The following is a 19,549-nucleotide window of genomic DNA, read 5'->3' as shown; positions in this document are numbered from 1 at the left end:
TTTTATGGGCGCTACAACACGCGGACACGCTATTGGTGGCGCGCCTGCAAAGCGTTTCGGGCATGGGCCGCATTCAGGTAGTCGTAGATCAGTTCCAGCGTTGCCTGCGACGTGAGGCGCTTGTTGTCGAGACAAAACTGCGCCATGAACAGTAGCACCTGATGTTTCTTCTTGTTGAGCCTGGCCCCCGGTACACCGAACGCGCTTTTGCGGATTTCGGGCAAGGGCGCCTCCGGTGTCAATTGCACGATCACCCACAGGCCATTGATGGCTTGCAACCCGACACTGGCGATGTGCTCGATGGGCAGCGGCTGTGCCAGGTTGGCAAACACAAAATGCTCCGGTGTCAGTCGCAGCGCCGTCTGTGGCGCGCGCTTGAATCGCCGTATGGCGAGCCACAGGAAGATCAACGCGACACCCGCGATGCCCGCACCTGCACCCAGCGTGGCTAAAGGCGTGCCCTTCACTTTTTCCGGAAACAGCCATGGCAGGATCATCATCCATAGCCCAAGCACAACGAATGGCAACGCCAATGCGCCCGTGGCGATAGCGCGTCGGCGCCCGCCTTCGTGCAAGGACTGTTCGCCTTTGACCGACTCAGCCAAGGACTCAAGGACTTGAGCGTGCGCCTCCTCCTGCCACGTCACCTCAGCCTTCAGGTCACGGGACAGTTGCTGGCGCAGCGTCAGGGGTTCGCAGAAGTACGCATCCAGCGTCGCACCTGCGGCCAGGGCATCCACCGGCCGGGTGCCGCTGTGCAGCGCGTCCTCCGGCGCCACGTGCAGCGCTCGTATCCGCTCGCCGTTGGACGGGTGCGAGTCGGTCGGATGTGGCAGGTGAATCTCCAGCGCGTCAGGTGGCAGTGCCAGTTCACACTGTTGCAGTTCGTTGAGTATCGCTGTCGGCAGGTCATCGATGGCAGCGTGGTGTGCATCAAGGTGCGCCCGTAACAGGCGATCCACCTGTGGGTTAAGCACCGATATCCGCATCAGTGCCGAAGCCGCCGCCGCGTTGCCCGCCAACCGGCTGCCCGTGGCATCGGCGAGCAGCTCGCGCTGGCGGCTCCAGTGGCTGACCGCATGATGGAAGCGCTCCATGAAAAACACGCCGAACAGGAATGAAGGCCTCATCAACCGCCCCTGAATCACATCACTGGCCAGCATGGCTTGGGCCAGCGCGCCGAGGCTGCGGTTGACCCCGTCGTAGATCGGCACAAAACGCAGGCTGTACTCGGTGTCTTCACCCACGAAGTGCGCCAGCTCATGGCCGATCACTGCGGCGATTTCTTCCCGACTCAGCACCCCCAGATACAGCAGTGGCAGATGCAGGGTTCGGCCGCGCAAAGCCGTTTCGGCTGGCAGGACGGTGGCGTCGCTGGAGGTCACGTAAAAACCTTCTGTCAGGCTCACCACGATATGGTCCGGCGGCAATGCACCCAGTGTGTTTGCCAGCTCGCTCACATGGCGCCACAGATCGGGCGCCTGCTGTAGCGTCACCACTTGGCCAAACATCGAGATCGGCGTCGGCTCGAACATCGTCAGCATCCAGCGCAGTTGCCGCAGCAGCAACCACATCGAATACAGGCAAAAGGCGGCGATCACCCCGGCCACTGCCATGATCTTGACCTCGCCCGTGGACAACCGGCCGATGTGCCAAAACCCCAGGCCTTCATAGGTCAGCAGCAGGGCAACCGTCGCGGCCAGGGCGATCGCCTGACCCACCAGCACATAGGGCAGCAAGCGGCTGCCCAGGGAAAACACCTGCAACAACGCCTGTCGGGATTTGCGCGCCCGGGCACCGGCCCAGTGGGTCGCGCCCAGTGCCGCCGCGCCAATCAAGGCCGCCAGCAAACCCACAGCAATCACCCACTGGGCGAGTAGCTGCAAGGCATTGTTGACGCGGTGCGCGGTGCCGGTCTCATCGGCGGCCTTGTCCATCCGTGACAACACCAACTGTGCGCTGAGTTTTTCGCCATTGACCGTCACCGGGGTCATCGGGTTTTGCGCCACTAATGCTCGCAACTGCGGCCTGGCTATTTCCAGGTTGGCCTCAAACTCGCTGAGCTTGAGCGCCCCGTCGACGGCGCGCTGCCACTGCCAGCCTCCGGTGGCGGCCAGCAGCAACGGAAAAACGATCAGCAGGAGGATCAGCTTGAGGGCGTTCATCGAAGTCCATTCTCGACGCAGGGATTACGCCGTTTATACCGAAAACCCTGGAGGCGGGATACCGAGAAGGGAAGGCCGGCAGCGCCCAGACGCGACCGGCCCATTTAGTTTCAGGCTTTGACCGGCGCGAGCTTCTGGCAGTTTGCCTTGCGCGTCGGGTATTGCTCGCACTTGCGCAGCACGGTTTGCACTTGCTGCGCATTTTTCATTTGCTGGTTGGCCAGCAACTTGTCGGTGATGAACAGTTCTTCCGACCCCAGGTGGCGCTCGGCCTTGTCGATCATCGCCAGCGCGGCTTCGCCATCACCGCGCTTGAGGTGATAGCTGATCATCAAGTCGTAGGTCGCAGGCCCGGCCAGGGACCAGTCCTTGATCGCCTGCAACTCCTTCAGCGCCTCGCCGTTTTTGCCTTGGGCCAGGCGCACGGAATAGGCGACGCTGCGAATGCCCGGTTGATCCTTGACCGGCGAGTTCAGGGCGCGGCGCAGAAACGCATCTGCCTCGGGCACCTTTTGCTTCGCCAGGGCATCGGTGGCGAAGTACGCATCCTTGTAACCCTGGATGGCCTTGGCCACCTGAGGCGTGCTCCGCAGCTTCTGCCAGGCCTGGGTGTTGATCCGGGCGCGGCGTTCCTGGCGGTATTCGCGTTGCAGGTACTCGCGCAGTTCCTGGTCACGGTCCAGGGTCGACATATGCGAGCGGTTGAAGTACTGGGTGGTGGCGGCAATGCTGGTGGTCAGGCCGTCCTTGACCAACACATCCAGCTCTTTGGTAAAGCGGTTGAGGTTGAACTGCTGCAGCGAGTCCTGCATGGCGTTTTTGCGAGCGGTGAGAAAGCCGGTGAGCAACGGTTTTTGCTTGCCCTGAAAGTCACTGAGCCGCTCCAGACTATGGGTGGCCCCGCGCGGTGCATAACCGGCGCGGATCATCAGGTCGGTACCCAGCAAGTCCGCCTGATCTTCCTGGGTGCGACCCCAAGCGGTGCTCCACACATGATCGGAAAAGGTGTTGGCCAAGGCGGTGTACAACACCGTGTTGCCGATGGTTTTCTGGGTGCCGGCCGGGTCCTTGCTGAACAGCTTCATGGTGCCGGAACTGCGGTCTACGCCGGTGTCGGCGGCCATCGTTGCCAGCGCCACGGTGGAGGCGACGGTGGTGAACATTTCCTTCTGCTGCTGGAAGGCAGCCATGCGGTCATGGTGATGCAGCAGTACATGGCTCATTTCATGGCCAAGCATCGCGGCGATCTCGTCTTCACTGCCGGCGTTGTCCATCATCCCCATTGGTACGAAGATGTTGCCGTACGGATCCGCCGACGGCCCGAAGCTGCGACTGTCGGTGATTTTCACCTGCAACGTGGGCAACTCACCCGGCCAGCCCTTGGACAAGCGCGTGACGATGCCCTGCAAGTACACCTGCAGCATCGGGATATCCACCAGGTTCTGCTGGCGTGCCTCGGCGGCGGGTACCGCATGGCCGTCATAGCTCAAGCGTTGCTGGCTCTGGCGTTGCGGGTCGAGCTTGTAGTACTGGCGCACGTCGGTGTTGTCGACGTAATGGCCCTTGACCCGAGACTGAGTCGACGGCCCCACCAGGTTCATGAACGCCTGGTCGGCACCCTTCAAGGTGGCGCACCCGCTGAGTACCGCACAGGCCAGAAGGCTGGCCGCCAATCGATATCCCTTCACCACGACGCTCCTTTTTTATTGATTACAGCCCGCACCAAAACCAATGGTGGAGTTGTTGTGACTGTCTTTGGTCTGGCTCTTGGTCAGCTTGTCGCACGGTAATTCCGTGATATTCAGCGGTGGCTCGATGCGCACGTCCATGGTGTCCAGCCAGACCTTCTGGCCCGCCAGCTCAACCTGCACCAGGTCCAATGCCTTGTTGTACTGCAACACCGGCACCGGCTGGGTTGGCGCGTCCTTGCGCGGCAGGTCGCGCTGCTGCTTGCCTTGCTCGTCCAGCACCGCCACCGGGTCGGCGAGGAACGCCTTGATGCTGTGAGTGTCTGCCCACGCGGCTTGGCTGAAGAGGGCGGCGAGCAACACGATGAGGGTTTTGTTCATCCTTGAGTTCCTTGAGTAAGACGAGAAGGCTGGTTGAAAAAAGCGTCGAACCGATCGCTGAGCAGCAGCAATGACAGCAACGTAATCCCCAGAACGTTGACGGCGGTGTAGTGGTTGTATCGAAGTACCCAGCACACCGCCCCCAGCACGAGCAGGGTCAGTAGCCACGAGGGATACGCTGAAGAAAAAAGGCGACGCTCCCAGGAGGGCCAGCGCGTCCATGCGGGTTGCTTGGCCAACTGCCGGGCGTGCAACGCCTTGAACACTGCAATCAACGCCAGCAGCCCAAGCGTCAACCCATCCAGCCAACTGATATTGATCAGCGCCAGGCTGCCCGGCTCGCGGTCATAGTCCATGCCCCAGGTGATCAGGTTATCCAGCGCCATCGCATGCAGATAAACCCCGGGAATCTGCCCATGAACCGGAGACTGCACCAGGTCGCCGGTGGAGGTGATATTCGCCCCGACCAACACCAGGCGATCGCGCAGCAACTCAGCAATCAAAGCCTGATCCTCGGGCGAGCTGACCTCCAGATCCGTGGCCGACAGCTTCAAGCTATAGGCACAGCGCGACTGGGCCGAGTCGTCAAACCTCCAGAACACCGCCTGGCCCAACTGCATCAGCCAGTCCGGCAGAAAGTGCGACGGCGAGGCGCAATCACTGAGGTCCTTGATGCGCGCCTGCTCCGGCGCCAACGTGAGCCCCCACTGCACCGCAATCGGCGGCGACGCCACGGCGGCCTGCGCATCCGCAGGCAATGGTCCACACGCCTGCGTCTTGCAGTACTCGCGATAAAGCGCCATGGCCGGCGTCTCCATCACGCCCAACGGCGCCTTGAACGCCAACGGATAGGCATCCTCCACCCCATCCCACACCACCACCGCCGGCCGACTGACCCCGGCAAACGGCGCCAGGGTATTGGCCTGCCCATCCACTCCACGCGTCACGCCGGTATTGGCCAGGAACAACGCAATACCCTGGAGCTGATACCGCTCAAACACATTCGCCAACAACTGACTGCCCCGCGTCGGATCACCGAGGGAGTGATCGTGGCTGTACAACAAATCCACAAACACCGCCTTCGGCTTATAGGCCAGCAAACGCTTGAACAGCTTGCTCTGCTCGCCGTAGGGCATGGGCCACGACGTGTTGTTGCGCATTAGATAGGCGTCATCGATCAACACCACCGCCACCTGCTGCTGGCCGGTGCTTGGGTAGCTGCTGGAAAGCATGCGGTTAAACCACTCGGCGGACGCCTTGTCGCTGGAACTGGCCAGGCCGAAAGGGTCGAGGATGGCCAGCAGCCCGATCAGAAGGGCGAGGCAACAGCGGCGAAAGGTGAAAAGAGGAGGCTTCTTCGACATCCATGTCTCAATAAAGGAAAACAGGCTTCAGCGGCTTTTCTGTGGGAGCGGGCTTGCCCGCGATGGTCTTCAACGAAAACGCAGGGCCACTGGATAAACACAGCGCCCACGAATCCATCGACCCCTAAGCCAACAGCCATAAATAAGGAGCGTGGGTTTTAAAGGACGGGGGAGGGGGTGTCAATTAGAAATATGGCTAAGTGCTATTAGCTTTGCTGCTGATGCAGGGGACAGTCGCGCAAGACAAAGCCATACGCGACCTGAAGGAAGGCTATTTGCAGACGCTATTGCCTGGCAAAGTCAGCACCTTCACCACATCGTCGATCAGCGCCTTGCTCATCTCCGGCAGGAAATGTGAGGCGTAGGAGGAGCGGTTTACGTCATAACGGATTCTCAAGTTGAGTTCCTAACTAGCCTCAATCAACGCCCGCTCTTCCAGCCAGATTTCCTGAACAAACTGATCGGTAATCGCATAAATCCCATGCCCGCGCCGCATGATGATGTTCTCTGCGACCAGCGCAATCACCACAGGCTGAATTTCTTCAACACGTACCTCTCGACCCACAGTCTTTGAATATTCCGCCGCAGCATCGGTGGAGAAAATTCCTCGAGCATCTCCCTCCGTGGACGCGATTTTGTTGAAGATAGCCTGAGCCAGGCTGCCCAACAGCTCTACTTTTTCAAGCTCAATACTCGCCGCTGCCGAGCGTAATGTGCTGGCAATAACCGGAAGGAAAACGTCGGGATCACCGTCTTGCTGCATGAGCTGGCGCAGCGCCTTGAGCATTTCCTCCGGTCGATTACCCAAGGTGTTGAACGCCTCGATGGCCACTTCACGGGACGGTAACTTTTCCTTCTTTACCGTCATTGCAAGTCGGTTGAGTAGGTACCCAACGTAATCTCCTTTCAGTACCGGGTAGGCGGCGGAGGTAGCACCTGAAAACGCTTGGTTGCGTTTTGCTGTCAGCTCGCTCACTTGTGCCCTGTGAGATCCGGTCCCAATGCACAGGAAATAGCCCGGTGTGTTCGGGCGCGGATTGATTGCGTCACGAGCGGCTTTGAGTGCCAGGAGCAATTGATTGCCGTCGTCGGAGGAAATGGCGTGCTGCACTTCATCAATGATCAGTACTAAATGGGTCTTCGCTTGGTCGACGACCTCTGTCAGTGCCTGCGCCAACGTTGGGCCGCCGGTATTGCCAATGCTGTCGAGTTTGAAGCCGAATTTGAATCCTGCGGCACCTATATCTGCACTGCTAACCCGCTTGAGCATTTCAAGCAGGGGGGAACCCGGCGTTTGGAGCTCTTTTAAGGTTTTACGTATCGCGTTATGCACGAGCGTTGCCGGGTTGGCCAGCGTATCGCTCCAGAGGTCGACGTAAATGACCAGAGCACCGGCTTCTTCCAGGGCTGGAATGAGGTCATTTCTCAGGAATGTCGTTTTACCTGTCCTGCGCAGGCCAGACAGAAATAGACCTGAGCGCAGTCCCTCATCGAGCACACCCGGATTGAGAAGCTGGTTCGCCATCTCTTCAGCCAGTTCAGGGCGTTGGAATATGCTGCTCATGCAATTACCTCTTTTTATGGATACGCCATAATTATTGGCAATCCATAATTTAGCATAAAGCCTGGAATATGAACCTTTGGTACATGAATCGGTGCTTTCCATCCTGTTTACAGTGGGGAATGACAGCCCATTGAGCTGCGTGAGCGCTTTACCATGAACGCCTCAGAACCGCCCACTGATACCCAGCAGTGGCCCTTTCTGGACAATGTCGTAGACAAAACCATCATGGCGATAATTCACCCCCATGGCCCGGTAACCGGCCACCGCAGAAAAGCCGGGCAAGAACTCCCAGCCCGCCAGCGCGGCCAGGTCCCAGTCTTCCCGGGACTGCCCTGCGCCTGCCATACCCCATGACGACAACCAGAATCGGTCATTCACGGCATAGTGCCCACGCAGCCCCGCCATGGCGTCCGCCCAGGTAGCCTGGTCGGAGCCAGACAGGCCACCAGCGGGCCCACCGTGCAGGCTGATGGTGGTGCTGCTGTACCAGACGCGTATTCCGCCGGCGACGTCCAACCGATGATTGTCATCACCCAACACGGTGTACCCGCCCCCCAGGAATCCGGAAGCCGTCTTGCTTTCCACCTCAAGCTTGGACGCGGGGGCGCCTGCTGGCAGACGGTTGCGGGTGTCGGTGTCGATATACATCAGGTCGGTGAGTACGCTGTACGGCCCTCGCCGAGCCTCGCCCATCAGCATCACTGACATATCGACAGTACGTGCGATGTCCGAGAAGTCGGACTTTATAAACTGGGTCCCGGTACTACGGTGGCCCACATGCCCACGGATCCCGGCGCCCCACACATAAGGCCCGCCGTTGAACTGCCAGTCATCACCGTCTGCTGCCATGGCCACCATCGGCAAACTGGATCCGGCGCTCGTAAAGGCGCTAACCAGCAGAACCAGGCGGGCGTGCTTATGCCGCAACGGCGAGCGTGGGTTGTTACTGTGAATCATGTGTTTCTCCGATCAGTGCTGGGTCAGCGAGAGCGCCACGCCCTCGGCCGCACAATCTTCTGTAGGCCTCAGGCCTGCCTTTTGAGCCGCCTTGACCTCCTCTTTCGCCGCCGCGAGGTCCGCCAGGAACGCCGAATTGCTATGCAGGCTCGCCACTGTGGCCGCGCCCATGATGCGGCCCGCATCCACGTCGCTCTGCCAGTGTGCATTGCAGATGACACGGCTCTGGCCGTACGACAACCCGCGGGTCATCAGTTCGGTGGCTCGCGCAGGCTGAATCTCGGCCAGCACCAACCCCCAGGCCCAGCCGGCCGCAGAGTGGCCGGATGGCCAGGAACCGTCCGTGCGCAACAGCGGCTCCATGTCCTTGCGGCATGTGCCTTCGTCATGCACCACGAATGGACGGGTACGGTTGTAGGCATTTTTTCCGGCATAGGTGGAGCCGCCCGCATCCGTCAGGGTGCGCTGCATCAAGGTATAAAGATGCGGTGTACTTTTTTCGGTGATTGGCGTGCCCAGCGCACAGGAGAATGTTTTCGCCGGGCCAGGAAATGATAATTCCGCATCCGTTGCGGCAAGCTTCTCCCGGGCCGTACCACGCAGTGCCAGCGCCGCGCGGCGTGCTTCCTCATCCCGTGCAAGCGCCGCAGAGTCCGGCTTGGGTGGGGCGCCGAGCAACGCCAAGCGCACTGGCAAGTCCGCCGGGTCAAGATAGCCTGGCGCCAGCTTGAAGTGAGGGTCCGTGACCTTGGTGGCGGCATCTTCGGCAAGCACCAGCCCCGACCAGAGCAGGCCGGCCAGCCCCAACTGCTTATGTACTGTTTTCATCGAGTGTTCTCCTATCTATCCCGGTATTGCCAACGGATCAAAACCGGTACAGAGCATTCAGATAGGCGCCTGCGCCGACCTTCTCACCCGTCAGCGGGCTGTTGCGGGCATCGCCGACCAGGGCGTAGGTCTTGAGGCCGCCTTCCAGTGCCAACTGTGGCTGCCATTGCCAGGTGAGGCCCAGCTTCAAGGTCACGTCGCGCATCCCGCCGCTTGGACGGTATTCATCGAAACGGGTACGTGCCGCTTGTTGGGCCGTGACGCCGAAGCGCGCCATCATGTCGTTCTCATTGCTCCAGGTGCCGTACAGCGTCGAGTCCAGGGTCAACGTCGAGGACAGTGGGTATGCCGTAGCAACCCCGGCCTCGAGGTACGCCGTACGCCCCAGATGCTCGCCACCGTAATTGCGGCTCTGGCTCGCTTGCAGGCCGCGAACAAACAGGCGGCCGGCCGGCAGGATCCAGTACGCTTCGGCTCCGACCAAGGCAGTGCTGTCCAGGTTGCCCATTCCCCTCAGGTAGTCATCACGACCGTCCAGGGTATGAATTCTTTCCTTGCGCCCCTGGTCATAACCGATCAGCAGAGCCACCCCGAAAGGTGACAGCCCCGGCAAGTCCCAACGCAATCCGTCCGGGAACGCTGCGGTAAACGTGCCCCAGTCGTTGGTAGGCAAGACCGCTTTGAGTTTCAGTGAAGGGAACGCGGCATAGTGTGAAGAGCCTTCGTACAACGGGCCGACGGCAAGCCCGCCACCGACGGTTACGGAGGGCTCACTTGAATCGTCTGCGTGTGCCGGCAACACCATCGCAAGTGCGAGCGTCGCACCTGTAATGAGCATCACCGGATGCTTAAGAAAGGTTGAACCACCGATGGCTGTCATTGCTGCTTTCCTATGGTGTAACACCAAACGTATTGGTGTTTGTGCGTAGTGATAAAAGTCCGAGATTTTTAATTAGAGCGTGACGGGCTGCGGCTTCGGGAAGCTCCATTGGCCATTCAGTATTTGTTCGCTCGGCTGATAAAGCCTGACCGTGTAGTTCCAGCCGGGTGTCGTCGGCAGGCAATTCGCGGTCTTTGCGTCGCAACCACCGAACTGGATGACAATCGAGCCATCCTCACTTTTCTGGGCGGTGAGGTTGTTCAACGAGTAAGCGTCATAGGGGTTCTTCTGAAAGTAACCGTCTGCGTTATAAACACTCACGGACCAGAAACTCTTCACCGGAACCTCCCCAACCTTGAGCCGGTACACGGTTTTGCCATCGTTCTGCGCTATCGCACCGCCCAGGTAGATAGCGTCCTTGGCCGGGTTCCCGCCCCACCCTGTCGCAGTGCCGATCAAGTGATGGATCGGATTGACCTTGCCCTTGGGCCCAAAGGACTGGTTGTAGTCGGGAATGGTCAAGCCCAGGACCTCCAAGGCCTCACGTACCTTGGCCTGGCTGGCCTGGTCCCACTTTGGTACGACGAACTCTCCAACCTGGGCTTGGCTGACCGTGATTGCGTCCTGCAGTGCATGCACTTTTTTGAGGTCTTTGCGATCGGAGGGGTCAAAGAACGTGCGCACAGCCACAAACACATAGCGTGTGCCGACAGCCTCTTTCGTCAGCGTCCGGCGACCGGCGCCGTAAGTGACGAGGGGCACGTAGTGATCTTCATTGATCACCGCCATCGACATGAACCGTCCTTCGGCCTCAGGCAAGGTGATCGTGACGGGGCCTGCGTCGAGATCGAACACCGCTGACGAGTAGAGCGTGTCCCGATTCATCCGGACCACATTCTGGGCGTCGATGGGCACGGCTTCGCGGCTATGAACAAACCGCCCCAAACTGCCAGTGGCCACCATTTTTCCCAAGTAGAGATCAGACTCGGCCCGGACGAAGTTATCGACACCCACCGGTATCGCCGCGTCCGGGGACGACTGAGCGTTCGCACTTCCAAACGCTGCCAGTGCCATGGCGAAGAGGCGGGCCGTGGATGAATGGGACATTTAAACCTCTTGGTTTTATAAGTTGGCGTTAATTTTTTGACTGTATAAGAACGCCTTGACGCAAACTTGCCATTTGGTGCCAAAAGCACAGCGAGCGCGCACGCGAAGGCCGTCCCTGCAAGGGACTAACGGGCTGGGCAAGAAGAGGTGAGGCGTCAGGCGGAGAGGTTAACGATCTTGTTTCAACAAGATGGCGCGATAGCGCGACGGCGGGCTCCCGGTCCAGCGCTTGAAGGCACGCGTAAAGTGCGCGGGATCGCTGTAGCCGACCATATAGGCAATCTCGGTCGCGGTGTATTTGCCGCTGGCCAATAACTGAAATGCCTCACTGCGACGCGTCTCGTCACGTAACGCGTCGAAGTCGATGCCACAATGTTCGAGGCGCCGCTGCAGCGTTCGAACAGACAGTCCGATCTTTCTTGAAATAGTGGCAAGCCGGGACAGTTCCTGATCCGCAATCTGCTCGGCGAGCGCGTGCGCTGTTGCAGTGGTCGACTTCAACGCTTGAGTGGTTTTCCAGGCCACATCCCGAACAGGCTGCAAGGGGATTTCGAGCAACTCACGATCGAATTCGATCATGTTGTACTCAGCGTTCATGACCAGGTTAGGCCCCAGGTATTCCTCAAGCGCCTCGTCGCCCCTTTCCCGCGGGTTTTTCAGATGTACCCGAATGGCGCCAGACGCACCGGACAGCAGAGGCACTTTTCTAAGCACCGCCAGGGTGCCGAAAATGACTTGCTTGGGGTCAACTTCGTGCTGCCCGGTAAAGTGCTGGATCAGTTTCGTCGTACGGCCTTCGGTGACGATCTTTACTTCGCTTCCCTGATGCAGCAAATCCGTATGAACCGCCGCCGCCGCACACGCCTGAGCGAGACTGGTCGAGCCCAATACCAACTCGCCCCATGCACCCGTTGAGCGCACATCCGTCAGATGCCCCACCATCCCACCGCCGAAAGGATCCTGCGCCGTTGCAGCCATTTCATTGGCGATATGAAAACAGGCCGCTCGCGGTACCCATGCTTCAGGGTATTGAAAAACATGAGGGGAAATACCAAAACGCCGAAAGAACTCCAGCGGCGACACCCCTCGCATGCTCAGATAGGGAGCAACTTGCCGAAGCGTGCTGAGTTTGATGGATGGCGTCGCATGCGTCATAAACGTTCGCACCTGTTTTTAAGGGCAATACACGTGAAAACCGGCTTGGTACGCGGGGAAACACTTGGGCAAAATTTTTTCCACGGTCGCGTTTTTGACAGCATAGTAAATACGATGGTCTATGCCGCGACAAGATCATCGTTTTTGAAAAGCGTAGGAGGGCAGGGTTGCACCGGCTGCGCATTTTCCATGGCCTCAATCAAGGAAAACAGGCTTTAACCGCCCCTCTGTGGGAGCGGGCTTGCCCGCGAAGATCGTCAACGAAAACGCAGGGCTACGGGATAAACACAGCGCCCACGACCCTATCGCCCCCAAGCCAGTGCTATCGGCTTTGCATGCTGATGCATGAGACGGTCGCGCAAGCCAAAGCCATACGCGACCAGAAGGAAGGCTATTCGCAGACACTATTGCCCGGCGAAGCCAGCACCTTCACCACATCGTCGATCACCGCCTTACTCATCTCCTGCAAGAAATGCGAAGCCCAGGCATAGCGATCGGTGTGTTTAGTCATGGCCGCGTCTTCGGCGAGCAGCTTGGCGACGTGGAGCAAGTCGGAAACGTGAGTCAGGGCAGTGGAAATGGGAACGCCACTGTTAACGCGGAACAAGGGTTGGTCAGCGTGAAAGGAGAACGGCGTAAGGCCAAGGGTGGTAAGGCTTTCGGGTTTGGTCATTGGGCGCCACCCCTGTTGCGGGTTGGGCAGCTATCGGACGGATCTGGAGCGCGCATCGGTAAAACTCCCATATCAGGTGAGAGCTACCACGTTCGTTCTCAGGCGAATGGGTGGCAGCTGTGCGCAGGCTGAGAACCGGAGATACAGGAACCCGGCAGACCCGAAGGTCTCCCACGCACAGCCGCCATTGCACGAAACTACCGGCATAAAAAAACGCCTGCAAATCGTGGTTGGGGGCGCTGGTGCGCCTGCATCATGTCGGGTTCTCAGGCCCGGTCGCTGAATTGGCAGCGACGGGAGGGAGGTTAGCGTGGTGGGGGGAGGGGTGCAACTTGAGAAAATGGATCCGGCGCCTTTTCCTGAGCAGGACATATCTGCACTTTGTGTAGGCGCTAAAAGTCGCCTACCTTGATGGCACATTTTTGTATTTGTGCCATCACTCGAGAGCAATGGATATGCGCAAGAAGTCTCAGCCCTGGTTTTTTCCACTCATCATCCTGGTCGCAGTTTTTTGGCTGTTCGGTAAAAAGACACCCACTGCGCCGGAACCTGCTGTTAGCGTGGCTACGTCCTCTCAAGGGCTTCTTTCAACTCCGGCTCCCTCTGTGGCCAAACCTTTGGTGCCTTCGCCTCAGCCTGAGAGCTATCAATTTGTAAACGCAGATAAGCTCAACCAGCGCGACCGGCCAGCCGGTAAAGTGGTCTCTAGTCTGAAACGTGGAGAACAAATTCATGTGTACGAGAGACAGAATGAGTGGGTTCGAGTAAGCGCCGACGGGCAACCGGCTAGGTGGCTGTCGTCTAAGAATCTTTGTGATGGTGCGGCTTGCTACATTGCCTCGAAACGTCCTACACCTCCGCCTTCAAGCGCGCCTAAACAGTATCGGCAGGCATCACCCAGCTATGGGGCGTCATGCTCATGTTCGTCGGGCAGTGTGTGTATTGGCCCGCGAGGTGGACGGTATTGCATCACCTCTGGTGGTAATAAGCGGTACGGGGTGTGATCGCGGAAAACTTCTATCGGGAAACGGAGACCGATTCATTTTTCGCACAGAATAAGACTGCCTAAAAGACGAAGCTCACGGAGCATGCGGTCGGATCGCCACGAAGGCGCGGCGCGGAGGGGGGAGCGCAGCAACGCACGCCCCAGAAACAACAAAGCCCCCGCATTTCTGCGAGGGCTTCGTTTTGTATGGTGCGGCACCAGACGAACGGTAGTGGTCGGCGGGGCTAGGTTTTCTGCGGGTCTGGAAGTCTGTGGAAAATTTGGCGTACCCCAACTAGTAACTATAAATAAATCAGCTAGTTATGGCTTTCTGTGGAATCGAACCCGGGCCTTTCGAGGCATCAGCGACGTTGTCGCCGGAAGTGGCACCTGACAAGAGTGACGTCTGTGCTAGCGGCTGCATTTTGAATGATGTCAATATGACGCCTTTCAAAGCAGTAACTGAGGCAAGGATGGCATCGAAAGCTTTTGCAAAATTCCATAAGACCGCCAGGCGTTGCGAAACATTAGTAGACGCCTATACGACGATCCACACGATGAACGCGGCGGATGAAAACGTCCCGTCAGCTCCCAAGGATATAATCCGCGGAGCGGTCGTGCTTGCAGTGGCGGCTCTGGACGCCTATGTGACCGACGTGTTCGTCGAAAAGCTAGCCACGTACCTTAAAAGGCAGCGCCCCGACGACTCGCTGGTTGAACTGCTTTTGAAAGCAGGCCTAGATACGCGTGAAGCATTAAGCCTTCTGACTATGGAGCGCCCCTACCGTCGTATACGCAATTTAGTACGATCATATTACGCTCAATATACCACCCAGCGATTTGACGTCATCGACTCCGTATTTCTTGTGTATCGATTAAATAAGCTAACTGACGCCGCTTTCAGGAAGACTCGTCAGGCTCACATCAAGAGCCGGGTGGGGGACCTCATCATTCGACGCCATGAGATCGTTCATGCCGGAGATTACAATCAGGCAAACCGCATCCAAGATATTGACGAGGTTAAGGTCAAGCGATGGATTAAAGCGTTGGAAGACATGGTAACCGCTATGGACGAGATAATTTGCAACCGCATCCCGACTCCTGAGGCACGACGGGTGCCTGCGGTAGCGAATGACGCAGCGGCACCTGCCGCTCTGCCAGTCGCGGATGATGACCTAGAAGGGCCCATATTGGCCGAAGCAGGCGAAGATTGATGTGTCAACAATATTGGTGTTGATGCACTGGAATGGATAGCTGAAATGGAGCTTTAGTTTTCAATGATTGGTGCCAAGCTTCAGACTGCCTTTCGAAAAAATTCGAAAGGCGCACGCGGGGAAATTGCGCTCTTCCGTGCCTTCATAAGCGCATTCGACCGTAGAGAATAGGCTGAATCCGCCAAAAGCTGCCCGTGGTAACAGGCAGCAGACGGCCAAGTGCTGTCATCCGGATGTGTCAACAAATTTGAGGACAATTCATATTGTTTACAAATACTGGCGTGATATTCTCGTCGGCGGCGGGCTGTGTGGACGGCGCTTTGGAGACATTGAGCCGACAGATTCTAGGTTGCTAGAACAAGGAGGTTCGACTCCTCCCTCGCCAACCCAATGAAGGTTTGAAATGTGTCATACCATGTCGAATTAGGTTGGAAAATCTTCTCCAGTCTTTCCCCACAAGGGATTGAAAAAACTAGGCTGGCTAACCCGCTTTTCAATATCAAAGGGGCTAGCTCTTTTTTGCGTACGCTTGGAGGCAATCCACGCGTCCCTTACGCGCCCACAACACTTGAGCCAACAAAGAACTTTCATCACGCATTGCGGTCGTCGAAGAGCGAGCTAGGTGTTGAAGGAAAACAATTTACCTTCACAGTTTTTTTTGAGCAGGTACAACAACGCCTTCAAGTAACAGTAAGCTTGCGAAGATATTTATCTTGCATTTGCGCTTCAGTAAAAGTACAGGCTTTTGATGTCGAATGCCTTGCTACCATTGCCGGCCTGCAAGATATTAAATCCCATCATGGGTTGTTTAAATTCGTTTCTGAAATTCTTGCGATCACTACTACCGGCACCGCTAGTATAAAAAAACTTTCCGCGCCCCCTAAAATCTTTCCAGCCATTCAAATTATGAATTTAGGTAGCGAGGCGGAAGATACGTTACATCGTCTAGTCGAAATCCTAACGCGTCACACTATCGAAGAATCAGACATAGTTGATTCGGTTATCCAAAAAAACAAGATCCATCGAATCGATAAAACATTGGTGCTAATAGATAGGCAAGGAGTTCTTTCCTACTTGCCACCTCACTGTAGTACCAATCAAATTGAAGGGAATATTCAACGTTTTAAAAACGCGTCCTCATTAATGGAATTTGCATGCGCAATTAAACGAGATTTAAAGTCTGATTTTATCTCTGGCAAGATCATTGAACCAATCATTAATGATGCAAAATATTTTTTACCTGATAGCATTTCTGCTCAGCGAATGTGGGGGCTATTGACGAGCGAATTTAGTATCCGACATGAGCTAGAGCAGGGGAACGAATTAAACTTAACTCCAATCTCAGAAAACATCAGCGCTCATGAATCCTCGTCTCCGCAGCCTAAACAAGTTGTTTTTCAGTTCATTTCCAATGATCAATACAACGTAACAGGACAAGTCGGAGCAATCGGCCCTAACGCCCAAGCTGTAAACAATACGTTCACCCAAGTCTTACAACAAGCGGCATGCGGTCTCGACCTACCTGCGCTTGCTACGGAGCTTGCGATACTTCGCAACTCAATGCGTAATCAAGCTACCGAAATCGAACACGACCAGGCGGTTGCTAGCATTGGCGCTGCGGAGAGCTCGGCGAAAAAACAAGATGGCGCAGGGGCATTGGAACATTTGAAATCTGCTGGAAAGTGGGCATTCGATGTGGCAACGAATATTGGAACCAATGTCGCGGCTAAGGCAATTCAAACAGCAATTGATCTGTAGCAAATATCTATAGTTAGATTTTTCCAGGACATTAGCAATGCCTATCACCATCCCTGATTCTTCATGGTACAGAAGCAAAAGCTCAGAGAAAAATGCTCCCGCCTCGTGCCCCTACGCAAATGTACATAAATGCCCAAGATACTATGCGAGCATATATATGCTTGGCGAAGCAAGAATCATCACCTCTATAAACGATGATAAAAAAGCGTCTTTGGATGCTTTTTGGGCTAGCTCCGAGCTGCTACCAGTTATTGCTGAAGAGGAAACTTGCATACATGGCATTCAAGGAAACTGGAGCGTTTTTTCAAATTTTTGCCCTGAGGTTACTTTCGCTTATCTTCATTACTACGCAAGCTACTTGGCGAAATACGTAGATGAAATTGATAGCGACTGCGGGCGCAGGATTGCTGAAAGGGAAAAAAACCCCAACGATTGGCGATATGAGTGGGGCTTTATATCTCCCTGCCACTTTTTAGATTGTAGTGTTTACAATCAAGTCCATGATTTCAATTCAAAAGAAATTGATGCCAATAAGCGTTTGTTTCCAAAACATAATCAGGTTTTTGTTCAGCAGTTCATTTCTCAGGAGATTTCTATGGGTGACCAGTACAACGTAACAGGGCAGGTTGGTGCGATCGGGCCCAACGCCAAAGCGGAAAACAATACATTTAACCAAGTAATGCAACAAGCAGCATCCAATCTCGATCTACCTGCGCTTACTGCGGAGCTTGCGACACTTCGCAATTCAATGCGTAATCAAGCTACCGAAGTCGAACACGACCAGGCAGTTGCTAGCATTGGTGCAGCGGAGAACGCGGCGAAGAGACAGGATGGCGCAGGGGCATTGGAGCATTTGAAATCCGCTGGGAAGTGGGCGCTTGACGTGGCAACGAAGATTGGAGCCACCGTCGCAGCTAAGGCAATTCAAACAGCAATTGGCCTTTAGTAACAGTCTAGCCAGTCAACTCAGCGAACTGCGTCGCAGCCACTGAATTTGAATATTAGTTTCCAGCATTGATCGTTTGCTGCCATTCCGAACAGGCAGCAAACGAACAAGAGCGGAGGTTCAGACATGCTTACTGACCGTCATAGGCACCTAGTAGAGATGCACAGATAAGCTTGACAATTAAGTGGTATAATTCGCTGGCCATCACGCGAGCGATTACTATGAAAATGTTCGGCGCACCCAAGCTCGTATCGGCTCGGAGTTCTGAGATTTTCCCAGCCTAAGCAAATAATTAGTACATTTTTAATGCTCACCGAGTATGTCATTTAAATCGATAACTACGGCTGGCATTCCGGATAAATATCAAGATCTTTGAGCTATGAAGGAAGCAAATCATGGACGGTCGTGACAAAATCACTATTGACAAAAAAGCAGTAGCGCGCGCCATCCGGAAGCCCCTTGAGGCGTATTATAAGGCATTAGGCCAAAATGGCTATGATGGGAGTGTCGAGCGCCCAGGCAACTGGGAAGAAGATGAGGAACTGTTCAAGGCAATATTCAAATCAAGTTATGTTTCTCGCCACTTAGACTGGCTCTATGTTCTCGAAATAGTTTATGCTGTAATTGATCACCACTCCCCGCTGAGCGCCGAGCAATTCGCTCAAAAGCTTGAGGAGGCAATAATTGGGACTACCGGACAGCGGGACTATTTGGCGATCATCCCATTGGGCTTCAGAAAACCATTTGGATTCCCTCATCTAATTAAGCCTCCTCTTTTGCGACAATTTAAGTTGGGGGAGTTCACCTTTTCTCCGCCAGCAACCTCTGCCAAGCTCCTCAACAAGATAATCGTAAAGCACAATTTCCCCCCTGTAAGCGTGACGGACTTTATGCATGCAGCACGGACCTCACACGAAGCACTCGCCCGCGAAATCTTGGTAACTGTGGATGCTCATGGAGATGAGGATCGTCTTCGTTTTAGCGTGGAGTCAAAATTTAGAACCCTAAGTAGACTGATAGAGGTTTTCGCCAACCTATTCACAGGTACCGACGCCGGCTTCGGCCATACAGGGGCGGTTAATCATTTTTTCCTTCTTAGCAAAACAACAGGTGAATTCAGAAGATTCCCAACCACAAAGTCGCTGTCATTCAACTTTGAATTGAGTGAAGAGCTACTAAAATTTCTTAGAAAGCCCGATTTCGTTTTTTTCTTTGAGCATTTGAACTCTTCCAAGGAGAGCATGTATTCCCGCATGCGGAACGCATTTAAATTTTTCTCAATGGCGTTCAACGCTGACGACAAGGTGGCAAGCTTTCTATTTTACGTTATATCCATTGAATCTATATTTTCGCGAGACAAAAGCTCCCCAATTAAAGCAACGCTTGCTGACTTCTCATCTTTACTTTGCTTCCCTGCCGAGCAACGCCTAAACGCGCACCGTATGCTCCGCGAAGCATACGATTTGAGGTCTTCAATAGTCCACTCTGGTGTTTCCTCTGTTACTGGTAAACACGTTGAGGTCGCGAGATCACTAGCTGCTCGTGCTCTCTATTGCAGCATGTTTTTGTGTGAAAACTTGAATGAGGGACCTGGGAAACTAGAGGACAAATTTTTCGATCACTTACGTGATCGGAAGCTGGGTGTTACCAAGGCTATTGTTCCGCGTGAGATGCAGTTTTTTCTGGAGATAGATGATCACGATGAATGATCGTTCGTTTCGCCAGGCGGGGTTCAGGGAGCTAGGTGCGTTGAAATTGATGATGTAAAGGTCGATACGGGTCGATAGCTGCCCCTCCATATTGGCCGCTATACTTTTTTTTGCGACAGTCCGCTGGGTCGGTTGCAGCCGGTCGCGGAAGGCAGCATTTGGCCGTTTTCTGACC

The 19,549-nt window shown here is 55.6% G+C and carries 17 protein-coding genes; 5 read left to right on the top strand and 12 right to left on the bottom strand.

What is annotated here, in order from left to right:
• Nucleotides 1-29: 29 nt before the first annotated feature.
• The 12 genes from GNF76_RS26575 to GNF76_RS26520 form a co-directional block, all read right to left on the bottom strand.
• Nucleotides 30-2,165 (bottom strand): M48 family metallopeptidase, encoded by a 2,136-nt coding sequence (locus GNF76_RS26575; RefSeq protein ID WP_155586037.1) that lies wholly within the window; start codon nt 2,163-2,165, stop codon nt 30-32.
• A 110-nt stretch (nt 2,166-2,275) separates the two neighbouring features.
• Complete coding sequence (locus GNF76_RS26570; RefSeq protein WP_178123606.1) at nt 2,276-3,853, bottom strand: M48 family metallopeptidase; 1,578 nt, start codon at nt 3,851-3,853, stop codon at nt 2,276-2,278.
• A 15-nt stretch (nt 3,854-3,868) separates the two neighbouring features.
• A complete protein-coding gene (locus GNF76_RS26565) occupies nt 3,869-4,234 on the bottom strand; it encodes a hypothetical protein (RefSeq protein WP_155586036.1) in 366 nt (121 codons plus the stop codon).
• Nucleotides 4,231-5,598: a CHASE2 domain-containing protein gene (locus tag GNF76_RS26560; protein WP_155586035.1), complete on the bottom strand. Its 1,368-nt coding sequence runs from the start codon at nt 5,596-5,598 to the stop codon at nt 4,231-4,233. Before GNF76_RS26560 ends, GNF76_RS26565 begins: the two co-directional genes overlap by 4 nt.
• A gap of 271 nt (nt 5,599-5,869) precedes the next feature.
• The gene (locus tag GNF76_RS26555; protein WP_155586034.1) at nt 5,870-5,995 is read right to left on the bottom strand and encodes a DUF3077 domain-containing protein; all 126 of its coding nucleotides are present in this window, start codon (nt 5,993-5,995) and stop codon (nt 5,870-5,872) included.
• Nucleotides 5,996-6,004: 9 nt separating this feature from the next.
• Nucleotides 6,005-7,162 (bottom strand): ATP-binding protein, encoded by a 1,158-nt coding sequence (locus tag GNF76_RS26550; RefSeq protein WP_155586033.1) that lies wholly within the window; start codon nt 7,160-7,162, stop codon nt 6,005-6,007.
• Nucleotides 7,163-7,324: 162 nt separating this feature from the next.
• On the bottom strand, nt 7,325-8,119 hold the full coding sequence (locus tag GNF76_RS26545) for a hypothetical protein (protein WP_155586032.1): 795 nt from the start codon (nt 8,117-8,119) through the stop codon (nt 7,325-7,327).
• 12 nt (nt 8,120-8,131) lie between these two features.
• Nucleotides 8,132-8,947 (bottom strand): acid phosphatase, encoded by an 816-nt coding sequence (locus tag GNF76_RS26540; protein ID WP_155586031.1) that lies wholly within the window; start codon nt 8,945-8,947, stop codon nt 8,132-8,134.
• A 37-nt stretch (nt 8,948-8,984) separates the two neighbouring features.
• Nucleotides 8,985-9,827 carry a MipA/OmpV family protein gene (locus tag GNF76_RS26535; RefSeq protein ID WP_155586030.1) on the bottom strand — a complete coding sequence of 281 codons (843 nt, stop codon included), beginning with the start codon at nt 9,825-9,827 and terminating at the stop codon, nt 8,985-8,987.
• A gap of 72 nt (nt 9,828-9,899) precedes the next feature.
• Nucleotides 9,900-10,934 carry a DUF1254 domain-containing protein gene (locus tag GNF76_RS26530; RefSeq protein ID WP_155586029.1) on the bottom strand — a complete coding sequence of 345 codons (1,035 nt, stop codon included), beginning with the start codon at nt 10,932-10,934 and terminating at the stop codon, nt 9,900-9,902.
• Between the two features lie 168 nt (nt 10,935-11,102).
• A complete protein-coding gene (locus GNF76_RS26525) occupies nt 11,103-12,089 on the bottom strand; it encodes an AraC family transcriptional regulator (protein ID WP_155586028.1) in 987 nt (328 codons plus the stop codon).
• A gap of 391 nt (nt 12,090-12,480) precedes the next feature.
• Nucleotides 12,481-12,762 carry a DUF3077 domain-containing protein gene (locus GNF76_RS26520; RefSeq protein ID WP_155586027.1) on the bottom strand — a complete coding sequence of 94 codons (282 nt, stop codon included), beginning with the start codon at nt 12,760-12,762 and terminating at the stop codon, nt 12,481-12,483.
• A gap of 449 nt (nt 12,763-13,211) precedes the next feature.
• Between GNF76_RS26520 and GNF76_RS29840 the strand changes: the two genes are divergently transcribed.
• The 5 genes from GNF76_RS29840 to GNF76_RS26500 all read left to right on the top strand — a co-directional run bounded on the left by GNF76_RS29840 (nt 13,212) and on the right by GNF76_RS26500 (nt 19,374).
• The gene (locus GNF76_RS29840; RefSeq protein WP_343037852.1) at nt 13,212-13,766 is read left to right on the top strand and encodes an SH3 domain-containing protein; all 555 of its coding nucleotides are present in this window, start codon (nt 13,212-13,214) and stop codon (nt 13,764-13,766) included.
• Between the two features lie 421 nt (nt 13,767-14,187).
• A complete protein-coding gene (locus tag GNF76_RS26515) occupies nt 14,188-14,961 on the top strand; it encodes a HEPN domain-containing protein (RefSeq protein WP_155586026.1) in 774 nt (257 codons plus the stop codon).
• A gap of 405 nt (nt 14,962-15,366) precedes the next feature.
• Nucleotides 15,367-16,719: a hypothetical protein gene (locus GNF76_RS26510; protein WP_155586025.1), complete on the top strand. Its 1,353-nt coding sequence runs from the start codon at nt 15,367-15,369 to the stop codon at nt 16,717-16,719.
• Nucleotides 16,720-16,756: 37 nt separating this feature from the next.
• Entirely contained in the window at nt 16,757-17,665 is a 909-nt protein-coding gene (locus tag GNF76_RS26505; RefSeq protein ID WP_155586024.1) for a hypothetical protein, read from the top strand.
• 395 nt (nt 17,666-18,060) lie between these two features.
• Nucleotides 18,061-19,374 carry a HEPN domain-containing protein gene (locus GNF76_RS26500; protein WP_155586023.1) on the top strand — a complete coding sequence of 438 codons (1,314 nt, stop codon included), beginning with the start codon at nt 18,061-18,063 and terminating at the stop codon, nt 19,372-19,374.
• The last annotated feature ends 175 nt before the right edge of the window (nt 19,375-19,549 follow it).

Origin of the sequence: Pseudomonas spelaei (assembly GCF_009724245.1) — a bacterium.
GTDB lineage: Bacteria > Pseudomonadota > Gammaproteobacteria > Pseudomonadales > Pseudomonadaceae > Aquipseudomonas > Aquipseudomonas spelaei.
Note: the sequence above shows the minus strand (reverse complement) of the source record. Positions and strands in the feature narration are given on the sequence as shown.

Coding starts and splice junctions, on each gene's coding strand:
- GNF76_RS26560 (WP_155586035.1), bottom strand. CDS start 5,598: ATGTCGAAGAAGCCTCCTCTTTTCACCTTTCGCCGCTGTTGCCTCGCC.
- GNF76_RS26575 (WP_155586037.1), bottom strand. CDS start 2,165: ATGAACGCCCTCAAGCTGATCCTCCTGCTGATCGTTTTTCCGTTGCTG.
- GNF76_RS26540 (WP_155586031.1), bottom strand. CDS start 8,947: ATGAAAACAGTACATAAGCAGTTGGGGCTGGCCGGCCTGCTCTGGTCG.
- GNF76_RS26530 (WP_155586029.1), bottom strand. CDS start 10,934: ATGTCCCATTCATCCACGGCCCGCCTCTTCGCCATGGCACTGGCAGCG.
- GNF76_RS26515 (WP_155586026.1), top strand. CDS start 14,188: ATGACGCCTTTCAAAGCAGTAACTGAGGCAAGGATGGCATCGAAAGCT.
- GNF76_RS29840 (WP_343037852.1), top strand. CDS start 13,212: ATGGATATGCGCAAGAAGTCTCAGCCCTGGTTTTTTCCACTCATCATC.
- GNF76_RS26505 (WP_155586024.1), top strand. CDS start 16,757: ATGCCTATCACCATCCCTGATTCTTCATGGTACAGAAGCAAAAGCTCA.
- GNF76_RS26550 (WP_155586033.1), bottom strand. CDS start 7,162: ATGAGCAGCATATTCCAACGCCCTGAACTGGCTGAAGAGATGGCGAAC.
- GNF76_RS26565 (WP_155586036.1), bottom strand. CDS start 4,234: ATGAACAAAACCCTCATCGTGTTGCTCGCCGCCCTCTTCAGCCAAGCC.
- GNF76_RS26525 (WP_155586028.1), bottom strand. CDS start 12,089: ATGACGCATGCGACGCCATCCATCAAACTCAGCACGCTTCGGCAAGTT.
- GNF76_RS26500 (WP_155586023.1), top strand. CDS start 18,061: ATGGACGGTCGTGACAAAATCACTATTGACAAAAAAGCAGTAGCGCGC.
- GNF76_RS26520 (WP_155586027.1), bottom strand. CDS start 12,762: ATGACCAAACCCGAAAGCCTTACCACCCTTGGCCTTACGCCGTTCTCC.
- GNF76_RS26535 (WP_155586030.1), bottom strand. CDS start 9,827: ATGACAGCCATCGGTGGTTCAACCTTTCTTAAGCATCCGGTGATGCTC.
- GNF76_RS26545 (WP_155586032.1), bottom strand. CDS start 8,119: ATGATTCACAGTAACAACCCACGCTCGCCGTTGCGGCATAAGCACGCC.